We start from the raw sequence: 19,744 nt of genomic DNA, 5'->3' as shown, positions 1-19,744 counted from the left end.
GCGAAGATAGCAGGTGGACCCGCGGTGATGAATCGGCATGGCGTCACGGTGCCGCAAAGGGATGCCGCGCGCAAGCGCTTGGGTATCGGATGGTGCATCAGAATGTGCATCAAAAAGCGATCAGTCGCTGGTGATCTTGGCTTGCGAATCGCAGAAAGTTGTTGCTTTACAGAGACATAAGTCAGAGATGTCACGGGAAATCTGGTGCCCAGGAGAGGCATATGATTTATGTTTTAAATCATATTCTTAGCCATGTTTGTGCGTAATTTATGAGTACGAAAATGTCCATCTCTCTCACAGACGAACCTGTCGCCTCTTGGCGGACCCCTTGGCTTCGATGCGCCCTTCCTTGATCCAGCGGCGGATCGTGCTGGTACTCACCTTGAAGTGTTTCGCGGCATCCGCCACGTTGAGCCATTCCTGCGGTGGCTCGATCTTCTGGCGCAGGTCCCGGATTTCCCGGACCAGGGGGGCGATGGCGCTTTGTACGGCGTCATGGATGGCAGCGTCAATGCTCATGGACCTTGCTCCATATTGATCGCAGAAAACGGGGAAAGCCGTGCCATCCTTCGGATAAATGTATCCCGTCAGGTGGCGTCTCGCTTTTTTACCGTTTCGAGATGTCTGTCGGGCGTCCTGTCCCGCCCGCGAGGGGCTTGAGCCAGGCAGGCTGCCATCCGTATGACGCGGGCGACCCAGATATGGTGTGCCGTGGTACGGTTTGGTGTCGATGCGTATCGTGTCGGTGTCAAACCCTTCGGTGTGAAATGGTCTGGTGATGCCAGCGAGCTTCCCTGGCTCCAGTGGTGACGGGCCGGTATTCATGCGCCCTCCGTCACTTCGAATATCCACTTCAGAACGGGCCCGCGGACGGACGTTCTGAGCTTCACGTTCGGTTTTCGTGGACGGCTTTTGAAACTCAGGTCCACCTTGACCGGGAACTCCTCGAAGTCGAGCGTCTTCGTTTGAAATTCCCACTCACAGGAAAGCTCGGGCGCGCCGCCCTTCTCGATGGAGAGCCAAACCTTATGTGCCGGGAACTTTTCCGACCCAAGCTGCTCCGCCAGCCATGAGGCCGCCTCGATGAAATCCAGTCCGTAAAGATCGGATTCTTCTGTCTCAAACAGGCTGGCGAGTGTCGTCGTTCTGCTTGTAATTGTCTTGTACTCGCCCGGTGAGATCTGTTGCGGTTGATATCGCTTCAGGCGGCCCAATTCCTCTGCCGCATCGGTCAGCTTCCTTGCCCCGGCCCAGGCGCAGACAATCTGCACGCCTTCCCTCAGCGTCACGTCTGGTCGTGAGCGACCACGAGCAATCCGCCGCAGACCTTGTTTGGCCAAGGTGCGATCCACGGTCGCGATCTCCGTGTGCGAGACGCCCATGACTTCGGCCAGTCGAGCAACGAACTCGGTCGATTTCATTTCGTCAACTCCGTTGTGACGCCCGTTAGAATAGATGAATTTCACTCCAGCGCAATAGGATGAAAAATTTTTATCGACGATGAGTTGATGTTCAGTATCCACGCCCTGGAGCAAACCCTCCGACTTCCAGTCGGTTTCCGGTGTGATGTGGTGTTGTGTGGTTTGGCGTACACGAATTCGGACGGCGAGACCCCAGGTCGCTGACTTGCCCCTAGCGGTAAGGGGCTCGAAATCGGGCTCACCTGGTCAAGCTGCTCGCTCTCGCAAGCTGTTCGAGGTGCGACTTGCGTTGAAGGCACGAGGAGCCGCTGGGCCAACTCGATAAGCCATTGACATAGCCGCCTTGGGACCGGGTGACTGTGCGCCATTTGCCAGTTCATAGCCCTCCAAAGCGATCAGACTGTTACCTCTGCGCCGACGAACACCTTGATCAGAAGAGGTTATTCCCGACGGGCCCCGAAGCCACATAGGGCAAAAATCTTCAATCTTCGAGAATTTTCATTTGACTATCTGCACTGCGCATGTGCACCAATTCGCACAGGATTTGAAATCTGTATGCGCCCCGAACGGGAGTGGCACTTCGTTCACTCTCGATGGTTCGGTGCAAGAAGGAGATTAGTATGAGCAGAAAGCACACGCTGTTCCAGGGGACGTTGGTGTGCGCCATGGGTGTGCTTCTGGCGACGCCAGGCTTGTCCAACGGGCTTTTCGAGAACCGGCCATGGCAGTTCCAGACATCTGCTGACAAAGCCAACAAGGCCTTCGTTCTCGACATCATCGAGAGGAAGCAAGGCGGCTTCTACGACGGTTTCAACACTTACAACACCACGAACATTGGCACGCAGGTGTTTTGCAACAACAACGCCAATGCGACGGGCAATATTGCCGACAATGGCCAGGCCGGCCCGAATACATCTAACAATGGTGCGCCCAGCATATCCGCCGACAGCACGGCCAATAGCGACACAACAAACTCGCAGTCCGACGGCTTTGGGAACGGGGGCACGCTCAGCACCTCGAACAGCAGTCAGGATACCTCTCAAACCAATGTGGCCAACAGCGGTGAGATCCAGCCCGGCGTAACAACAAATCAGGATACTTCGCAAACCAACTCTGGAGCGATTGACTCCGGTGTGGATAACAGCACGATCGATAACAGCCTCGGTGACGTGACCAACGGTGACACCAACCAGGCCCTCAACAACGATCAGGTGAATTCCGGGAACCAGACAGCGGGTATCGATGGGACAGCATGCAATTTCGACAGGCCCAACATGACAGGGTCAGGCACATCGCTCGGAAGTGGTCCGTTGAATTGATGAAAAATACGAGGGCAGTTCGAATGACCAGATATTCAAGAGCCGTTGCCGCGGTTGCATTGTCCATGACAGTCGCAGGCTGTGCCGTTGTTCCCGAGGACATGCGCCGCGAGACCCTCAATGAGGGAGATGTGCCCGTCGTCATGACTTCGAAGCCGACGCCCAACAACACGCCGCTCACGGCAAAGTTGATCTGTTACGGTGAGCGTCTTGAACGCGCCGGGAAAGGTCACATCGGCATCGGTGTTGGCAATATTCGAGACTATACCGGCAAGCAGAGCGACCTTGAAGGGTTCGTTGTCACCCAGGGCGGCGCCTTGATGGCCTATACCGCGCTTGGCCATCTCGTGCCCGGGATTACGTTGCACGAACGGTTTGATACGCAAATTGCAGATGCGGAGCTTCAATACATTGCCAACCGTCAGCTGGGCGACGGACGCATGCATGAAACCGTCGATAAGCAAACCGGACAGCAGGATCGCGTTCCCTGGAAGCCCTATTACGGTGGCAGTGTGTTGCAATCCGATTACTACATCGTTGGTGGCATCACCGAGGTGAATTTCAACATCCAGTCGGGTGGTGGCGAGCTCAATGTGAACAATGCCGGTGGAAAAGGCCGCATTTATACGATGAATGTCGGTCTCGACCTGCGCATCGTCGGAAGCCAGACGCTCAAGGTATATGACACCGTCTCGGTGCAGAAGCAGATCTCGGGCTACGAAATCGGATTGGATGTTTTCCGGTTCTTCAACAGCGATCTCTGGGACGTGAATGCCGGAGCCAAGAACCAGGAGCCGTTGCAGCTGGCCGTGCGCATGGCGATCGAGAGTGCGCTTCTGGACATCGTTCCGACCGTCACGGGAGTGCAGCCGGCGGGGTGCGAGCCATCTGTACCGCTCGTCGAAGCCGATACGTATTCAGGTGGAAAAGGTGGAAAACTGTAGCATTAACCACCTGAATTCAAGGAGCGATTTCGCCATTAAATTCTGGGGCGGCGAACGCGAAAACTGGAAGGGGGAGTATATGGCAATCTTCAATGGAGGCCTCCGCGATATCAAGGCACACGACTTGGGTAGAGCTAATGGAGGGGAAGTTTTGGGTGCTTGCTAATCAGAATACGGTCAAAACACCCACCGCACGTCGGGTTCAAGCAAGATTGAGACCACGTGATGACGCGTTGAGCACAGGCCGCGGCTTTTCGGCCGGGCCAAAATAAAAATTTTCGAGAGTATTCCAAAGGAGAGCGGCTATGTCCCTCAAGAACAATCTTCTCAGCACCGCGGCGATCGTTGCCGTTTCGACGGCTTTCGGCGCGGCGGTTGTCTACGCACAAGCGACGGCAGATACCGATGTCGGGACCCAAAACATGACGCTTAACGGCGACATTGTCGGCACCAATACCCAGCTTGAGTCTGGCTCTGTGACTGCGGACACTGGTTCAAACTTGATCACCGACAACATTGTCGCATCGCCGGTAGGTGACGATACAGTAGGTGGCGCGCTTGATGTCCTGACCAATGTCATCTCGGCCTCTGCGACCGGCAACACGGGGTCCACGACCGAAATTCTGGCTTTCCCGCCCGCGACAGCGGGTGATACGGCGGTTGTCGGCAACCTTCAATCGGTCGAGGCTGATAGCCCGGACGAGATCGCGGGCACGTCGACCAGTGACACGGTTTCCATTCTCGTCGAGAATTCCGCTGCAGACGTGCGGACATTCACGGGCACTGCAGAGATCAGCGACAACGAGATTCTGGCGTCGGGCGCAGGCAATGACGGCACGTCGAGCATCAGCATTGCAAGCGGCGTAGATGTGGACGAGGACACCGGTGGCGGTCAGGCCTCGGCTGCGATTGACACGACGCTCGTTACAACGCCCCACAACCTCGCTTCTGGCGATCTCGTGGTGAGCTCCTCGCAGGAGATCGATCCGCCCGCTGGTTCTCTTGACATCACCGGCACCGCGACGGGCGCTGCTGCGACGGCCACGATCGAGCGTCTGTCGAGCGGTACAGTGACCGTGTCGGGCAACGATCAAGGCTCTACCGCCGACGGGAATATTGCCTCCAGCAGCATTGTTTCGGATGGCACGACGGGCACAATCACCGGATCCGCCGTGGTCTCGAACCTGCAGACCATTGATCCCGCTGACGGGCCGGTAAACATCGGTGCGACGACGAGTAACTCGGAAATCAGTGCGAGCGCCGGCACCGAGAATGATGGTGATATCAGCGGTGACATGCTTGACAGCACAATGACGGTCTCGGGCAACACGCAGAGCTCCGACGCCACGGGCAATGACAGCACGCAGGCGATCACACTGAATGCCAACCAGATCATCGGTGAGGGTGGGCCAGCCACCAGCAACGACAGTAACACGGCCGCCGGGGGCGTGCAGTTGAGCGCGTCGGGCGACGCAGTGATCGCAAATGTGCAGCGTGAAGCAGGCGCTACCGCTGTGACCGCAACCACTCAGAATAACACGATATCGGCTTCGGCTGACGACGGCCTCGGTGATGACGACATCACGACGTCTGAAATCGTGGTGGACGGCAACAGCCAGACCGCCTCGGCCACAGGCGCGCGGACCAGCAACGCTCTATCTTTGACCTCTGGTGCAACGCAGAGCGCGGCGGGGGTCGTCGCCTCGGTGCAAAACGCCGACAGCTTGGCCAGTGTAAGCGCGGTGGCCACGGGCAATACCACCACCGCCGAGGTGGGTAATGAGCTCGTGGACAGCTCGCTGCGAACCACTGGCAACGCTATCGGAAGCACGGCCATCGGCGGTGACGCAACCAACACGCTGTCTATGGGTGACACCAACAACAACCTGTCGGCCGGTAGTAACGCAGGCACGACGTTGGTTAACGACAATACCACCTTCGCCGAACAGCCTGACGTTGTGGCGGCGCAGGTCGTGACCAACGACCAGTCGCGCGCAGGAAGCGTCTCGGCGAGCTCGACCGATAACCAGGTTGTGACGTCTGTCGGTGGCGACGAGGACGACGCAACGACATCCACGGTCACAACCGATGGCAACAGCCTGTCGGCATCGGCCACCGGGCAAACCGCCGATAACAGCATCAGCCTCGCCTTTAACAATCTCATCGGCGACATTTCCGCATCGGGCACGCCCGGTACCGGAACCGTCGCCTCGGTTGCCAATGAGCAGGACCTGACCATCGGGAGCAGCGTTACGGCGCGTAATGTCGGTACGAATGGCCTACCTGTCCTGACGGTGATCGGCAACGACTCCAACGACTCTGGAATCTCGACCTCCAACAACACGGTGTCCGTGACCGCGGTGGGTAACGCGACTACCGGTAACGATGTGACTGCTGACGCGACCAACATCGAGATGGCGCTGGATAGCGACAACAATGCTACCCCGGACATCACCATCCCCGGCGGCGAGATCAACGCGTCGGGCTCGTTCGTCTCGGCCTCGTCGCAGGTCTCTTCTGCGAACATCCTTGCCAGCCAGCTGTCGGACGGGCCTGATCCGTTCTCCAATTCCATCGAGACGCAGTTCGGGGACGATATCGACACTTCTTCGAGCGTTGTGTCGGACGAGAACCTGCTCAGCGCCTCGGCGTCGGCCAACCGCGCCAACAACGCGGTGGCACTCGGCGGCGACGATACGGCCACCATCCAAGCATCCGCCGCTCTGGCAAACTACCAGGGCACGACACAGGACGGCAGTATAGACGCAGAGATCGGCGTTCTGGGGGCCGACTCGGTTCAAGGGTTCACGTCGCTCAACGCAGCTACTACACCATCGACACAATCAGACATTGAGTATAACTCCGGTACCGGTCAACTGGATGTCAATGTAAACCCAATCATTATCACTTTCGACCAGCCTCTGACCCAGGAAGAAGCGGATCTTATCAACGGTAATCTAGGAGGGTGGTCTGCGACGGCTGGGAGCAACACTGTCAGTGTCCCGACCGGCACTTATAACATTAGTACGGTGTTTACGAGCCTTACCCTAATTGATCCAAGCTCTGGTGGTGGTGCAGACACCGATGAGTCGATCACGATTGCTGGCTTCGAACAGGGTGACACGCCCGGAACGCTCAACGACGCCGGCGTCATCGTTCGGCTCGGCATCGACGATGGGCCTGACCTTAGGAACTCGACCGTCTCGGTTTCCGACAACGTCGTGGTTGGTGAGACCAACGGCAACGTGGCCGAGAGCAACAGCGTCGCTGTGGATGCGACGACGGTGGTCGGCCTCACCGCGGCGGAGACCAGCATCGACACGGATGACACTACTGTCGGTGCCGACGATGCCGATGTGGCCCTGTCCAACCTCCAGGAGAGCGCGGCGCCACTCAGCACCGATGTCGCGGCCAGTTTTGCGGTTATCGGCGATGACGAGCCGATCCAGACGGTCACCGGATCAACGCAGTCTGTAAACGACAACCTGCAGCAATCCTTCGCAACGGCCAACCGGGCGACCAACGAGGTAACCCTCGAGGCGACCAACACCGATGCGGATACCGGGCTTGAAAGCGTGCAGATTTCCACGTCTACGGTTGCCACGACCTCGGACATGGATGTCGTGGGCAACGCGGCCGGCACGGACTCTTCGCTGGAGATGGATGGTAACCAGAACCAGTCGGTTGCGACGGCCAACGTGGTGTCGAACGCGGTGACGCTGGATGTGACCAACGCAAACGAGAGCGGCACGCCCCCCGATGCAACCATCAACAGCGGCACAGCTGTGGTCTCGGCGAACAACGTGTTGTCGTCGGTGCAGACCAGCGATGGTAGCGTCCAGGCATCTGCCACGACTGACGTTTACAACCAGGACGTCATCAGCACGTCCGCAGAGGTCATCAGCAACAGCGACGTCTCGGCCAGTGGCAACGAAACCATTGCGCAGGCGACGGCCAACGAGGCGGGGGGCAGCACCAATACCCTCACGCTCGGCAATGCCGGCACGGCCAACATGGACCGTACCGGTGCCCTGTCGAACGTTCAGGTCTCGAGCGGAACGGTTGAGGCTTCGGTCGACGAGGAAATCAGCATCGGGCTGGAAAATGACGCGAGTGTTCCGGTCCAGTCGAGCAGCATCACCCTTGACGGCAACTTCTCTTCAGCGCTGGCCCGCGGCAACAACGCCGAGAACGTGTTGACCGTGAACGGGGCCAATATTGACGCAGGTTCCGAATTGGACGCCGTTATCTTGAGCGACGCCGACATCACACTCAATGCGGCAGGGCTTCTGGCGTCCCAGCAGTCCAACACAGCCGCGGTTACGGGTCAGGTTGACCAGTCGCGGATCGAAGTCGATATGGACAATGCCGATGGCGACGCGATTGCCAACTCCACCCTGTCCGTCTCCGGCAACACGGCGCTGGCGACGGCCCGCGGCAACACGGTGGTCAACACCGTTTCCAGCGGCGCGGATGCCTCGAATGTCGACGCCACCACGGCCTTGGGGAACCTTCAAGAGAACGAAGGGGCCGTTCAGGCAACCGGTGGGTCGGCAGTCGGGGTCTACGCGACGGCAAGCCTCAGCGGCATAAACGGCTCCTCGGTGGATGTCTCCGGGAACCTCAGCGCGTCCAACGCCGAAGGCAACCGTGCGGTCAACACGCTCAGCGCGACCGGGACCAACATTAACTCTGGTGATCTTGGCGCTGGCGGCACCGGTAGCGGAGGAGGTAACGCCACTGTTGACGCGTCTGCAACCGGTCTCGACGTGAACGCCAATGCCGGGAACCTTCTCGTGAGCTTCCAGGATAATGGGGCAACAGTTACGTCGACCAACACCGACAACACGGTGACGGTCAACGGAGCGACATCTGGCGTCGGTGCAGCAGCACTCGGCACCACGCTGGCGGTAACCGGCAATGCGGTCGAGGCACGGGCAACCGGCAACCTCGTGGTCAATAACAGTGTCAACGTGGGCGACATGTCGACCGCATCGACCGGGTCCACCGGGCTTGTTGTGAGCTTCCAGGACAACAACCCGGGGGCCGACATCACAGCCTCTGCGTCCACGCAGACCACGGTTAGCCTTAACGGTCCGCGCGCCGCGCTCGGCCTCGGGACGACGGACATCTCGGACAACAGCGTTGTGGCACTGGCACGCGGCAACGTGGCGCAGAACGTGCTGAGTGCCGAGGGTGCGAATGTCGATACGGGGTCGACCAACGCCTCGACGTCGGCAGGTCTCCCGGACAGCGGCATTCTGAACGCATCGTTCGGGGTGTTCAACGAGCAGGTGCAGCGGGCAAATGTCGAGGCTACCTCGGCGGACGCCCGGATCGCGCTCAACGCGACCTCGTCGCCGGGCGAAGCTATGATCAATGCCTCGTCCAACGTGTCGGGTAATTCGGTTCAAGCTTCGGCCTTTGGCAACGTGGCAACCAACAGCTTGACGCTGACGGCGCTCAACGGTGCCGGTAACGACGCCACGATGGCTGCCTTCAACGGCCAGGTGAATACCGGAAACATCACCGCGTCGGCGACCGGGGCCGTGGTTGGCACCTTCTCGACCGGGCATTTCACCAACGCGTCGGCCTCTGCGTCGGGCAACAGCATCTCGGCGACTGCCGTCGGGAACTTCTCGCGTAGCAGCGTTACGCGCAGCAACCGCTAAGACTGCAACCCAGGAGGGCCCTCGTCGAAAGGCGAGGGCCCTTTTCAATCGCAAGATAAATCAAACTGAACGAGAGAGTTGACCCGAAATGCGTATTTTTCGCACCACAGCCGCGGCCCTGCTTCTCGGGACCGGAACCTTTCCTGCCAACGCCGCGACAGATAGCGGTGACTTTGCCGTTTATGGGTGGGGCGCGCGTGATTGTAATGCCATTGTCACAATCCTCGATGGCGAGCAGGGTGCCCAGGCACGTGGCCAGCTCGCCGAGTGGATTTCGGGCTATATTTCGGCCCAAAACCGAACTCAGGACGGTGTTTACGATCTGACGCCTGTGAAGACGCATTATCCGCTCGTCAATCTGGCTCGAAATATCTGCACCAATAATAGCGACCAGCTGTTCGAAGGCGTGGTCAGCGCCATGGTCGAGAGTTTCTCCGCTTTGCGTCTTCCGGCAAATAGCCCGATTGTCTCAATTTCCCGGAATGGGCAATCGGTGAGCATCAACGAAGCGACAATGCTCCGCGTGCAGGAATTCCTGATATCGTCCGATCATCTCGAAGACGGTTCCGCTGACGGCAAGTTTGGCCCGAATACAGCACGCGCCATCGAAAGCTGGCAGGAGAGCGCAGGCCTTACGCCGAATGGGTTACCCGATATGGCGACCTTGTTCTTGATGGCTCGGCAAATGGAGCAATAGGTGCGCACTCCGCCAGCCAAGCGAGTTGCGGCAGTCCAGTTCTGATAGTTGTCAAACGTGCAAGACAGTCTGTGACATGCTGATGACAGGCGGTATTCCAAACTGGCCGGAAACAGAACCTTTCATCTGTGCATCGGTAAACCAGACAAGAGGAGTTGCCAATGTTCGAGAATGTCGTTGCGCTCGATAGTAAAAAGCATGCCACTCACAAGCTGCTCTTGTCAGAAGACTTCTCATTCGCCCGGAATGTCTTGAGCGCGCCACTCTCTGTGGCCGAAGTCATCAAGGCAAGTCGGGAATTTCCGATCTTTTTCCCAACAAGTGGTAGATTTCTTCCGGTCGCCCAGATGGGATACCGTAAAGATGGCAATCTCTACGTTGATGACGCCGGACGATGGACCGCCCGGTATACCCCGGCCCATATTCGTCGCTTTCCGTTCGTACTGGGGAAAAAACAAAAGGCTGGCGAGTACGTGATGATGGTCAGGGAAGACCGGATTTCCCCCCAGTCTGACGGGGAGCCCCTGTTCAAGAACGGACAGATTCCCGAGGGCGGAATCGTCGAGCGCGCACGTCAGTTCCTGACCGAGTTCCAGAAGGAGCTCCAGCAAACCGAGGCGCTTTTGAAACCTCTCAGGGACGCCGATATTCTGGTGCCTCAAGTCTACACTGTCCGCCGAGGGGAAAAGACCTTGGGTCAGGTTAAGGATTTGCAGGTGGTTGATAAAGACAAACTCGCGGCCCTCGATGATGCTCTCCTGGCTTCGTGGGTGCGGAGCGGATTGATGGGACTTATCATGGCCCATCTGCACAGTCTTGATAATTGGAACAGTCAAACAGCGTTCAACTCAACTGAATCCAACGCCGCGTAGCCAGTGGGCCACGCGTCGACCACCTTCGCGTTGGGTCTTTTCGGCTGACGGAAGGCTCCTTCAGCCGTCGTCGTTGGTAGACCGGCTGTGATTTGAGCCGACCGCATTCGCTACCTTGTTTGCCAGATCCTGAGCCAATCTGGCATCCAGGGCCAGCCGCAATTTATCCTTGCGTTGAGCCTTTCTGCGCAGACGCGCGCTATCCCATTCCACAACGCGACTACCCGGCGCGACATGCACCGTCGCCGAAGCCGGCGCTCCCGTCATGAAGGCGATCTCGCCTATGAAAATGCCTGTCGGAAGTGGAAAGCTGTGTTCATTCTTGACCGTCTCAATCTGGCCCGCCTCGATATAGTAGAGTTTCGTGGGCGTTTTCCCCTGAACGGTGAGTGTCTCTTGCCGATCGAGTGTGCGACGGGCGCCGCAACGCATAAGCGCTCGAAACTCTCCCGGCTGAATGTTCCCCATCTGCTCGTAAAGTTCCAAGAGGTGCTTCGGGATAATCGCTTTCGAACGGCCGACAAGCAGGGATATCAATCCAATGGCAGTCGTTGCTGCCATTGCAATACTTGCAGTGGCGGCCTCCCAAAGCGGAGTCGGCAAGACGTGAATATAATACGTAACATAGAAAGAGGATCCCACGATAAACATCGTCCTCAAGACAATCTGGTTTCGAAAAAGCATCGCTGATGTCTGGAAAAATGCTCCGACTGCTATAAGCATGTTCATGTCAAGTGCACTCAACATCCAGCCGTCAGCCTTGTCGCTTCCTGCAAAACGGTACCCCCTTCATCTGATCTCATATCGGTCTGAACTTGCGCCGAACAAGTACACATTTTGTGTGCCATCATTTGAAGGCGTGAACAATGGGCTCAGTCTCAGCATGCGTGCCTTCGCCATCTGCCCCTCAAGCAGGGCGACGAGAGGGTTTGGAACGTCAGCGCTGAAGATACTATTCAGGTCCACGCCTGCAGAAAACGTCGATGACCGATATCGCGCTGCGCAGATCGGTCGTCCGGATTACAGATGGTACGTCTCGGCTCCAGAGGTCCGGTCCCGCTCTCGCAGAACCGCTTCCGGCACCCGGTAGCCCCCCATTGTCGAGGCGTGATCAGGCGGATAACCGCGCCGGATACCTGTTGGCCGCCCCATGCCTTGCCGCCCCGCCGGCAATCCCGGCGAGCAGTCCCGCCAGGTCCGCGTCAAGCGCATTGTTGATCAGCCGGCGTGCATCGAAAAACGCAGTCATGGCACGCTGGTCCTCAGGGCGCGAAACCGACGCAACGCCCCCCCCCTTGGTCGCGCTGCAGGGACTGACAATAACATGTTTGACAACACCGTGCCGGACAAACACTATTGGGTCGTTGACTCAAAATGCGGTTTCTCCACTCCGATGGGACAGGACTCTTGAAATGATCAGATCTTTGAAACTGCTTGAGACTGCGATTTTCTTCTTGGCCAGTATCCTGCCGTCCGTGCTGTTTGCCCAGTCCGTTGGCCAAGCCGTCGGTGTCTCGCAGAACGCCTTTCTCAACCGGGATGGACGCGAAGGGTATCTGGAACCCGGCGGAGACGTCCTGTTGGGAGATGTGATAACGACAGGAAATTCCGGACAGGTCCAGATACTGTTCAAGGATGGCACAAAGATTGCAATCAGCCAGAACTCGAGCCTGATAATTGAAAGAATCCTGTTTGACGGTTCGAATACAGCAAGCGAATTCACGGTAAATGCAGTTGGGGGGGCTTTCAGGTTTTTCAGCGGGAACAGCAGCCCATCTTCCTATTCAATCCGCACCTCCAATGCCACAATGGGGATACGTGGTACGGCATTTGATTTTGCTGCCTCGACCAGGGGTCAGGTTCGCGTTGCGACATTCGCGGGCGAGGTGCAATTATGCAACCAGGCTGGTGAGTGTGTCGCGATTCCGGATGGTTGCACGACCGCTGGAATTGACTCCTCAGGGCAATTCATTGTTCCCGAAAATGAGGAGGAAAGAGCCGTTTTTCTGGAAGCCGGATTTCCATATGTTCGAAACCAAAGCTGGTTGCGCCAGGACTTCCGCACAGATGTCAGAAGCTGTGGCGCTGGTGGGTCCTCGGGCGTCGATGGTCGCGACGAAGGGCGTGCGCCGTCACCAGAGCCTCCTGCCCCTGACCCGACAAATCCGGCAACCGGAGGCGCACGCGCGGGCGGTGAGTCCAGCGCAGGCAGTGGCGGGGCTACAGCTGGGGACACCGACGCCGGCAGAGGCGGTCCCGGGGCCCCTGGTGATGCAGAGGCCGCGGGCGGTGAGGCTTCTGCCGGAGGTCCGGGTGGTGCCAGCGCCGGTGGCGGGGGCGCAAGCGCGGGCAAATGATGTCTGACGAACGAAAAAATGAGCCTCGAAGTCGTTCCGGAGTTCAAACCCCGATACCGGTGGAGGGAAGGGGAGCATAGGATTTGAAACGATCTTTCTGGGCCTTTGGTGTTTTTCTGATTGTCCTGCTCGTAGGAATACGTTTCGTAGACCCGGCTCCCGTTCAGGCGCTTCGTTTCGTGTATTTCGATCAGTTGCAGAAGTGGCAGCCCAGACCGTTTGATCAGCTGCCCGTCCGCGTTGTTGATATTGACGAGGACTCTCTTGACGAACACGGGCAATGGCCGTGGCCACGCAGCAAGCTTGCGGAGATGGTCACGCGCCTGAACGAGGCAGGAGCAGCTACCGTTGTATTCGATGTTCTTTTTCTTGAGGAAGATCGCCTCTCGATCAAGAATCTCCTGTCTCAATCGGAACTGTCCGAACTTCTGGCGAATGCAGATCGTTCCGCATTGCCCGATAATGACGCGATCTTTGCACGCTCCATGGCAGAAACCAATGTCGTTCTCGGGGTGACGAACGATGCAAGATCGAGTTCCGAATTTCCCCAGAAAGCAGGTCTTGTCGAAATAGGATCGGATCCCAGTGAAGGGTTTCCAGTGACTCCTGGCTTCGCCACGCCGATACCTCAGCTTGCCGAAGCCGCAAAAGGCCTGGGAAGCCTCAACATGAGCCCCTACGACACGACAGAGCGAGTGCGTCGTGTCCCCATGATGTGGAGGGACAATGAGGGGCATGTTATCCCCAGCCTGGTCGTCGAGGCGCTGAGAACCGCCACTGGCGAGCAGACCATCCTCGTGCAAGGTGCAGGAGATCGGAGCGGTGTCACAGAAGCGATCCGCGTCGGCCCCTTCACGATCCCGACACGAGAGGACGGTAGCCTGTGGGTGCGCTTTCGGCCAGATGACGCGGCTCTGTATGTGTCGGCCCACGACGTCCTCACCGCACCAGCGGCTAGCCTGCGTTCCTCCTTCGGAGGATCGATTGTCCTGATCGGGACCTCTGCGGCTGGTCTGTCGGATATTCGAACCACGGCTGTCGGGGAAGACGTCCCTGGTGTCTCCATCCATGCTCAAATGATCGAGCAGATTCTTCAGGAAACCTTCATCAAGAGAGATGATTTCGTTGAGGGAATGGAAGTCCTGGCGTTTCTCATCCTGGGTATCGTCCTGCTATGGATCATGTCCTTCACGGGGCCAGTTGTTTCGCTGTCCGCCGGGGCCGCGGTCGGCGGCATCATTGTCACTGCGAGCTGGATGCTGTTCCAAGAAAAAACGATCATGTATGATATTACCTTTCCGGTATTTGGTGGGTTTCTGTTTTTCACAGCCATGACCGCGTTCCAGTTCCTTATCGCGGACAGGGAAAAGAAAATGATACGCAAGTCATTTTCTCACTATGTCGCCCCGGAGGTTCTCGCAGAGATCGAAAAGCGCGGCTACGACATCAATTTGGGTGGTGAACTCAAGCCGATTTCGGTCTTGTTTTGTGACATTCGAAATTTTACGGCCCTGAGCGAGACCGTGAGTCCCACTGAAATGGTTTCGATTCTGAATGACGTGTTCACTGAGCTATCCGATGTGATCATGAAAGAGAAAGGGACCATCGACAAATTTATCGGCGACTCGATCATGGCTTTCTGGAATGCGCCATTGGATGTAGAGGATTACGCGAGAAGATCGTGCAGGGCGGCCCTCCACATGCGATCTACTCTTGAAGATCTGAACCCGAAATTGGGCCTCAAAACTGACAAGACGATCGAGCTGGCCATTGGGATCAGCATGGGAACCGCGTGTGTTGGCAATGTTGGGTCACGGGACCGGTTCGATTACTCTGCAATAGGTGACGTCGTGAATCGTGCGGCTCGTATCGAGGCTGGGGTCCGGCAAGTCGGGTATGATATCCTTGTTTCCGAGGATGTGAAAGAAGCCGCTCCAGACTTTGCTTTTCTTGAAGCCGGCGGGTTGAAATTCAAGGGCGTGTCAAAAAGAGTGCCTCTATACGCTGTTATTGGCGAACCGGAATTTGCCGAAAATCCAAATTTCAAAGCCCTGCGGGAACTGCACCTGCGTCTCTTGGAGGACCTTAGGAACGGGGAAAACCCGGATCCTGAGCTCCTTGATGCCTGCAAAGGTTATGCGGTTGGAATCAACCGCCGGCTTGAAACGTTTTATGATCAATTGTCGCAACGAACCGAGGACTTCATGCAATAAGTGTATGAATCCTGTGCGCCTCTGTTGATGACGTGACGAGCCGCCTCCCGATCGTAACAAAATGTGCCGATTTTATGAACACCAGATCCGCAAGAACCAGATATTCCAAAACGAGCTTTACTGAAATGACGCATTAAATTTTGCTAAGTTCCTCCGTTATACCTATGTAATTTCGTGCTGACTCCTTTGGGAAAAACCTGATCTTCGAAAAACTTGAAACTGCTTTGCGCACAAGCGCTGGCTTCTTCTTCAATTCATTGGTAAATGGTACATCTAGCAAGTCCGGAGCCGCCATTTCGATAATCGCATTATTCAAAATTCCTCTACGCCTCACTTTGGGTCGAATTGATGCAGTTAAATGAAGCAAGGATCGATCTGAAAACGGGTTCATTCTGAAGCTACTATTCAGCGAAATCAGACCCTTTCCGCCTAATGTATTTGGTAAAAGTAGTTCAAAGAATGCAAAATCGTAGACACGCGCCAGACATGCTTCCGGCAGTTGACTAACCCAAGCGTCATATTTGGCCTTCCATGTTTCAAATTTTCTATGGTCATTTGGGTCACATACGCTCAATCTTCTTAAGCCGTGTTCAATATCAACGCCCTCAAAGCTTTGCAACTTCTTGAACTGATTGCCGCCAATCATATCCATGATATTCCCTCGTATGTTCACGGCATCGTTCGAGGACCTAAAATTTGCGACGAGATCGGCCGGACTCGAGGATACGCCGCTTAAACCATTTGCCAAAAAATATGCCATTCTTCGCGCCCTAATTTTCTCAGGTTCGAACTCGTCTGCGTACTGGTTCTCAAAAATATCAATTTCCCGTAGTGGGAAATTCCATTTTTCTGATATCATCCGCGCAGATAATACATCGAGACTTGTTATAACGTTTGTGCGAATTGTAAAAATTTCGGAATTTTTAAGATGATTCTTTCCGATGCATGCCAAGATGTTTCTAGAATCCCGACCGCCTGAGAGGGGGATTTCGACATCCGGGAGGCTCATCATGGAGTGACAATTCTTTTTGAGCTTATCAATAATAAAACTTACATTCTGGGAAGCTAGGCCTCGTCCTGCATCAAATGATGTATCAGGAGAGGGCCACCACCGTGTTTGTTTAAAAGAGTTAAGGCTCAGAAAGTGATTTGGTTTTGCTCGTTTCACATCCGCGTCAACTGTATGACCAAAGGATATATTCCTTCCATCGCGATAAAGGTCGACCAAATCAATGTGATAATCAGAGATTATTTTCTCTGATTTTGCAAGGAGCAAGGATGAGGCTACTACATGTTGCTTCTTGTTATATACGCTTGCCATATCTAAAACCGGATCATGATACACCCGGTGCTCAGAGGCATTTGAGGCAAAGATGACATAACGCCCGGAAAGATCATAAACAAATTTCTCAAATACTGACCAGAATTCTGGTTCACTTATCGAGATGGAGAGCGTAACATTTTCCTTTAAAACTCCGGCCTCTGGGTGAATGGATATGCCAAGTACGATGCCTAAGAATGTACCGTGTTCATCAAAAATCTCAGTATTATTAAGTAAGGCGCAATGAACGAGGTTCCAATTTCGGAATTTCCTCAATATCCAGTTTTTGGGAGGTACCAGATTAGATCTAGTCAAGCAGTATTGATAGCGAAAAACTTCATCGAAATTCATTGGAACGTCAGCAACATCAAGAGACTGTTTGGCAAAAGCGAGGAAGTCTCCACTCGCGCATTGTTTATACATGATCGTTCGTTACTCTCTGTAATTATTTGAGTGTGCCGAAACACGCAGATTCCAGGTTCAGTTTCTTCCAAGTGGGGGTTTGGGTCAAGTTTGATGGCTCTCGGCAATTCGTGAGATAAGATCTCGGTCGGTGAGGTTTACATGTGAGCATGCCGGGCAGCAGGCGAAGCGATCGCCATTAGCTTTTCACTTGCACCCATCGTTCAACTCTGTTCGGCGGCGGCGAGGCGCGAGATGGCTTCGCTACTAATCTCGTGGCGCCCGGCGGCTCATGTGCGGCGCGCTTGCGCTGCGACGCGTTCCAGCACGCCCTTTGGCGGCCGGCTTACGGATGCGGGGCGCATTCCGTCCTCGTGGAAAGGTAATCCCGCCATATTTTCGGAGGCTGGGTCGTAAAATTTACGCGGCCATTTGAGCTACTCCGCGTATTCCGTGCGGATGCGCCCAGTGATTCCGATTTGACCCGTTCTGGAAGCCCGGGCGCGGGGCGGGTATGGTCCGCGCCGTTCAAGTTGATCTGTTCTACGCAATGCGGACGGGTGCAGATCTATTTCGCGTGGGCGATCAGTTGACCCTGTTGGCATATCATAGCGTACGGCATGGCGGGTTTGGGCGGGCTATAGCGGTACAGCCAGGGCGTGGCCTCGCAACGGGATACGCGATGCTGATGCCGTTCAAGCGAACATCTCGTTGTTTCTCGATAAAACGCTTGACCCGTGGAGGCGCTCAGGTGATTCTGCGGTAAAACGACAGGTCCAATGACCGAAGTCGAACAATACACGCCTCCAATATCGGATAATCGGCGTGATGAGGCAGCAGTATGACGTCCAGTTTCTACGCGCGCGTGGACAGTAATTCGGCGAATAATCCGGCATTGAACCTGACCGGGGATCCGGCGGTGGAGTTGACCTTTGTTGCTTCTCTGCCGGATGGCAACCTCATTCTTGATCCCAATGGTGGCGCGCCGGATTCCGACACTCTGGTCGAGATCGGAGGAGCGACCTACAACTTCACTTATGAATTCACGGGCACCATGCCGACGCAGAACAAGCATGGTGCTCAACAGGTGCCCGATCAGTACGAGGGTAGCGATGTCATACTCGTCACCGTCCAGGATTATCCCGAGGCCGGTGATGAGACACGATTCGCATTCCTGCCGAACGCGGGCGCAAGCCAAGGCGATATGGATGCTTTCGGCAATGGTGCCATCGATATCCAGACGCTCGATGAGACACCGCCGCCCACCCCGGTTTGTTTCGTGGCCGGCAGTCTGATTGCCACCCCGTGGGGCGAACGCAGGGTCGAGACGCTGAAGGTCGGGGATATCGTCCTGACGGCCTCAGGTGAGGAAGTCGAATTGAAATGGGTGGCGTCAAGTCATTTCTCGTATGCCCAGATGATGGCGGCTCCCAGTCTTCGCCCGATCTGCATTCCACGCGGGCTCTTCGGGAATCGGATGCCGCATGAAGACCTCTGGGTTTCACCACAGCACCGCATTGTCGTGCGGGGATGGAAGGCGCAGCTCTATTTGGGGGCCGAGGCGGCTTTCGTTGCCGCCAAACACTTGACCGGAGAACCCGGAAGACCGGGTGCGAGGTGGTTCAAGGGGGTGGAATATTTTCACCTGCTCTTCGCCAATCACCAGGTTCTCGTTTCAAACGGGCTGGAAAGCGAAAGCTTCTTTCCAGGCGAAGAGGCGATGAAAAGCGTGGGCCCGGACGCACGTCAGGCTCTGGACGCGTTACGACGGAAAGACCCTATGTTCTGGTTCGGAATGAAGCAGACAGCCCTGCCCACCGCGACCGCGAACGAAGCGAGTGCAATGGGGTTCGCGCCCGCTCCCTCGATGAAGGTGGCGTGATAAGGGATTTTCGCGATTTGTTACGGAAACAGAGTGTTTCCATCGCGTTTTTGTCACGAATTCTCCCAATCCACCGTGCAGACCTGTTGGATGTCACTGAGAACTGACCCTGCAGCAGTCGAAATTGTCACTGAGATTTGCCCCATGTGGAACCTTGCCCCTGACGGGATTTGTCGGGGGATATTGGAGTGATCGACATGGGATTTTTGAGCGTCATTCGACGTTGGGCTTTTCGGGACAAGATGCCCATCCGCGAGATTGCGCGGCGGGCTGGGCTGTCTCGCAACACCATCAAGAAGTATCTGCGGGCGGGGATTGTTGAACCCGGTTCCAGACGCCGGCGCGGCCGACCAAGCTGGACCCTTATGCGGAGAAGTTGTCAGGCTGGCTGGTGACGGAGCAGCGTATTTGCCTGACAAGACTCAACTGTCGCCCGTGTTGCGCTATCGCCACGCCATTTTTTTCTGACAGTTTATGGATCAGCCATTTGGGTCAGGGTTCTCCTGTCCCGTGATCATGAGGAACGTCTGAAAAACCTGCGACTTTCTGCCTAATCTGATAGGTTTGGGGCGTCCGCCAGAGGAGTCCTGCCGATGCCGAAACAGCCCGCCTTTCCCAGCCTGCGTGATGCGATGAAGAAGAAG

General features: G+C 56.2%; 12 protein-coding genes and 1 pseudogene. 9 read left to right on the top strand and 4 right to left on the bottom strand.

The window, feature by feature from the left end:
• Positions 1-294 precede the first annotated feature (294 nt).
• A complete protein-coding gene (locus C6W92_RS17760) occupies positions 295-519 on the bottom strand; it encodes a helix-turn-helix domain-containing protein (RefSeq protein ID WP_164989274.1) in 225 nt (74 codons plus the stop codon).
• Between the two features lie 302 nt (positions 520-821).
• Positions 822-1,421, bottom strand: coding sequence for a hypothetical protein (locus tag C6W92_RS16170; RefSeq protein WP_129435020.1), 600 nt, complete (start codon positions 1,419-1,421; stop codon positions 822-824).
• A gap of 620 nt (positions 1,422-2,041) precedes the next feature.
• Here C6W92_RS16170 and C6W92_RS16165 point away from each other — a divergent pair.
• From C6W92_RS16165 to C6W92_RS16145, 5 genes are all read left to right on the top strand, one after another.
• Positions 2,042-2,740: a hypothetical protein gene (locus C6W92_RS16165; protein ID WP_129435018.1), complete on the top strand. Its 699-nt coding sequence runs from the start codon at positions 2,042-2,044 to the stop codon at positions 2,738-2,740.
• 101 nt (positions 2,741-2,841) lie between these two features.
• Complete coding sequence (locus C6W92_RS16160; protein ID WP_164989273.1) at positions 2,842-3,684, top strand: CsgG/HfaB family protein; 843 nt, start codon at positions 2,842-2,844, stop codon at positions 3,682-3,684.
• Between the two features lie 305 nt (positions 3,685-3,989).
• Positions 3,990-9,356 (top strand): S-layer family protein, encoded by a 5,367-nt coding sequence (locus C6W92_RS16155; RefSeq protein WP_129435014.1) that lies wholly within the window; start codon positions 3,990-3,992, stop codon positions 9,354-9,356.
• A gap of 88 nt (positions 9,357-9,444) precedes the next feature.
• A complete protein-coding gene (locus tag C6W92_RS16150) occupies positions 9,445-10,053 on the top strand; it encodes a peptidoglycan-binding domain-containing protein (RefSeq protein WP_129435012.1) in 609 nt (202 codons plus the stop codon).
• A gap of 161 nt (positions 10,054-10,214) precedes the next feature.
• Positions 10,215-10,925, top strand: coding sequence for a SapC family protein (locus C6W92_RS16145; protein ID WP_129435010.1), 711 nt, complete (start codon positions 10,215-10,217; stop codon positions 10,923-10,925).
• Between the two features lie 60 nt (positions 10,926-10,985).
• Here C6W92_RS16145 and C6W92_RS16140 read toward each other — a convergent pair whose 3' ends face one another.
• Entirely contained in the window at positions 10,986-11,654 is a 669-nt protein-coding gene (locus C6W92_RS16140; RefSeq protein WP_164989272.1) for a cyclic nucleotide-binding domain-containing protein, read from the bottom strand.
• Between the two features lie 695 nt (positions 11,655-12,349).
• On the opposite strand from C6W92_RS16140, the gene C6W92_RS16135 reads away from it, so the two are divergent.
• Both C6W92_RS16135 and C6W92_RS16130 read left to right on the top strand, forming a co-directional pair.
• On the top strand, positions 12,350-13,282 hold the full coding sequence (locus C6W92_RS16135) for a FecR family protein (RefSeq protein ID WP_164989271.1): 933 nt from the start codon (positions 12,350-12,352) through the stop codon (positions 13,280-13,282).
• Between the two features lie 83 nt (positions 13,283-13,365).
• Entirely contained in the window at positions 13,366-15,495 is a 2,130-nt protein-coding gene (locus tag C6W92_RS16130) for an adenylate/guanylate cyclase domain-containing protein (RefSeq protein ID WP_129435004.1), read from the top strand.
• A gap of 133 nt (positions 15,496-15,628) precedes the next feature.
• On the opposite strand, the gene C6W92_RS16125 is transcribed toward C6W92_RS16130, so the two are convergent.
• Complete coding sequence (locus C6W92_RS16125; protein ID WP_129435002.1) at positions 15,629-17,167, bottom strand: hypothetical protein; 1,539 nt, start codon at positions 17,165-17,167, stop codon at positions 15,629-15,631.
• Positions 17,168-18,059: 892 nt separating this feature from the next.
• On the opposite strand from C6W92_RS16125, the gene C6W92_RS16120 reads away from it, so the two are divergent.
• Entirely contained in the window at positions 18,060-19,100 is a 1,041-nt protein-coding gene (locus tag C6W92_RS16120; RefSeq protein ID WP_129435000.1) for a Hint domain-containing protein, read from the top strand.
• A 197-nt stretch (positions 19,101-19,297) separates the two neighbouring features.
• Positions 19,298-19,491 (top strand): annotated as a pseudogene (locus C6W92_RS16115) (helix-turn-helix domain-containing protein); the annotation flags it as partial.
• Positions 19,492-19,744: the final 253 nt, after the last annotated feature.

It is taken from the genome of Roseovarius sp. A46 (assembly GCF_004126395.1).
GTDB classification, from domain to species: Bacteria; Pseudomonadota; Alphaproteobacteria; order Rhodobacterales; family Rhodobacteraceae; genus Roseovarius; species Roseovarius nitratireducens.
Note: the sequence above shows the minus strand (reverse complement) of the source record. Positions and strands in the feature narration are given on the sequence as shown.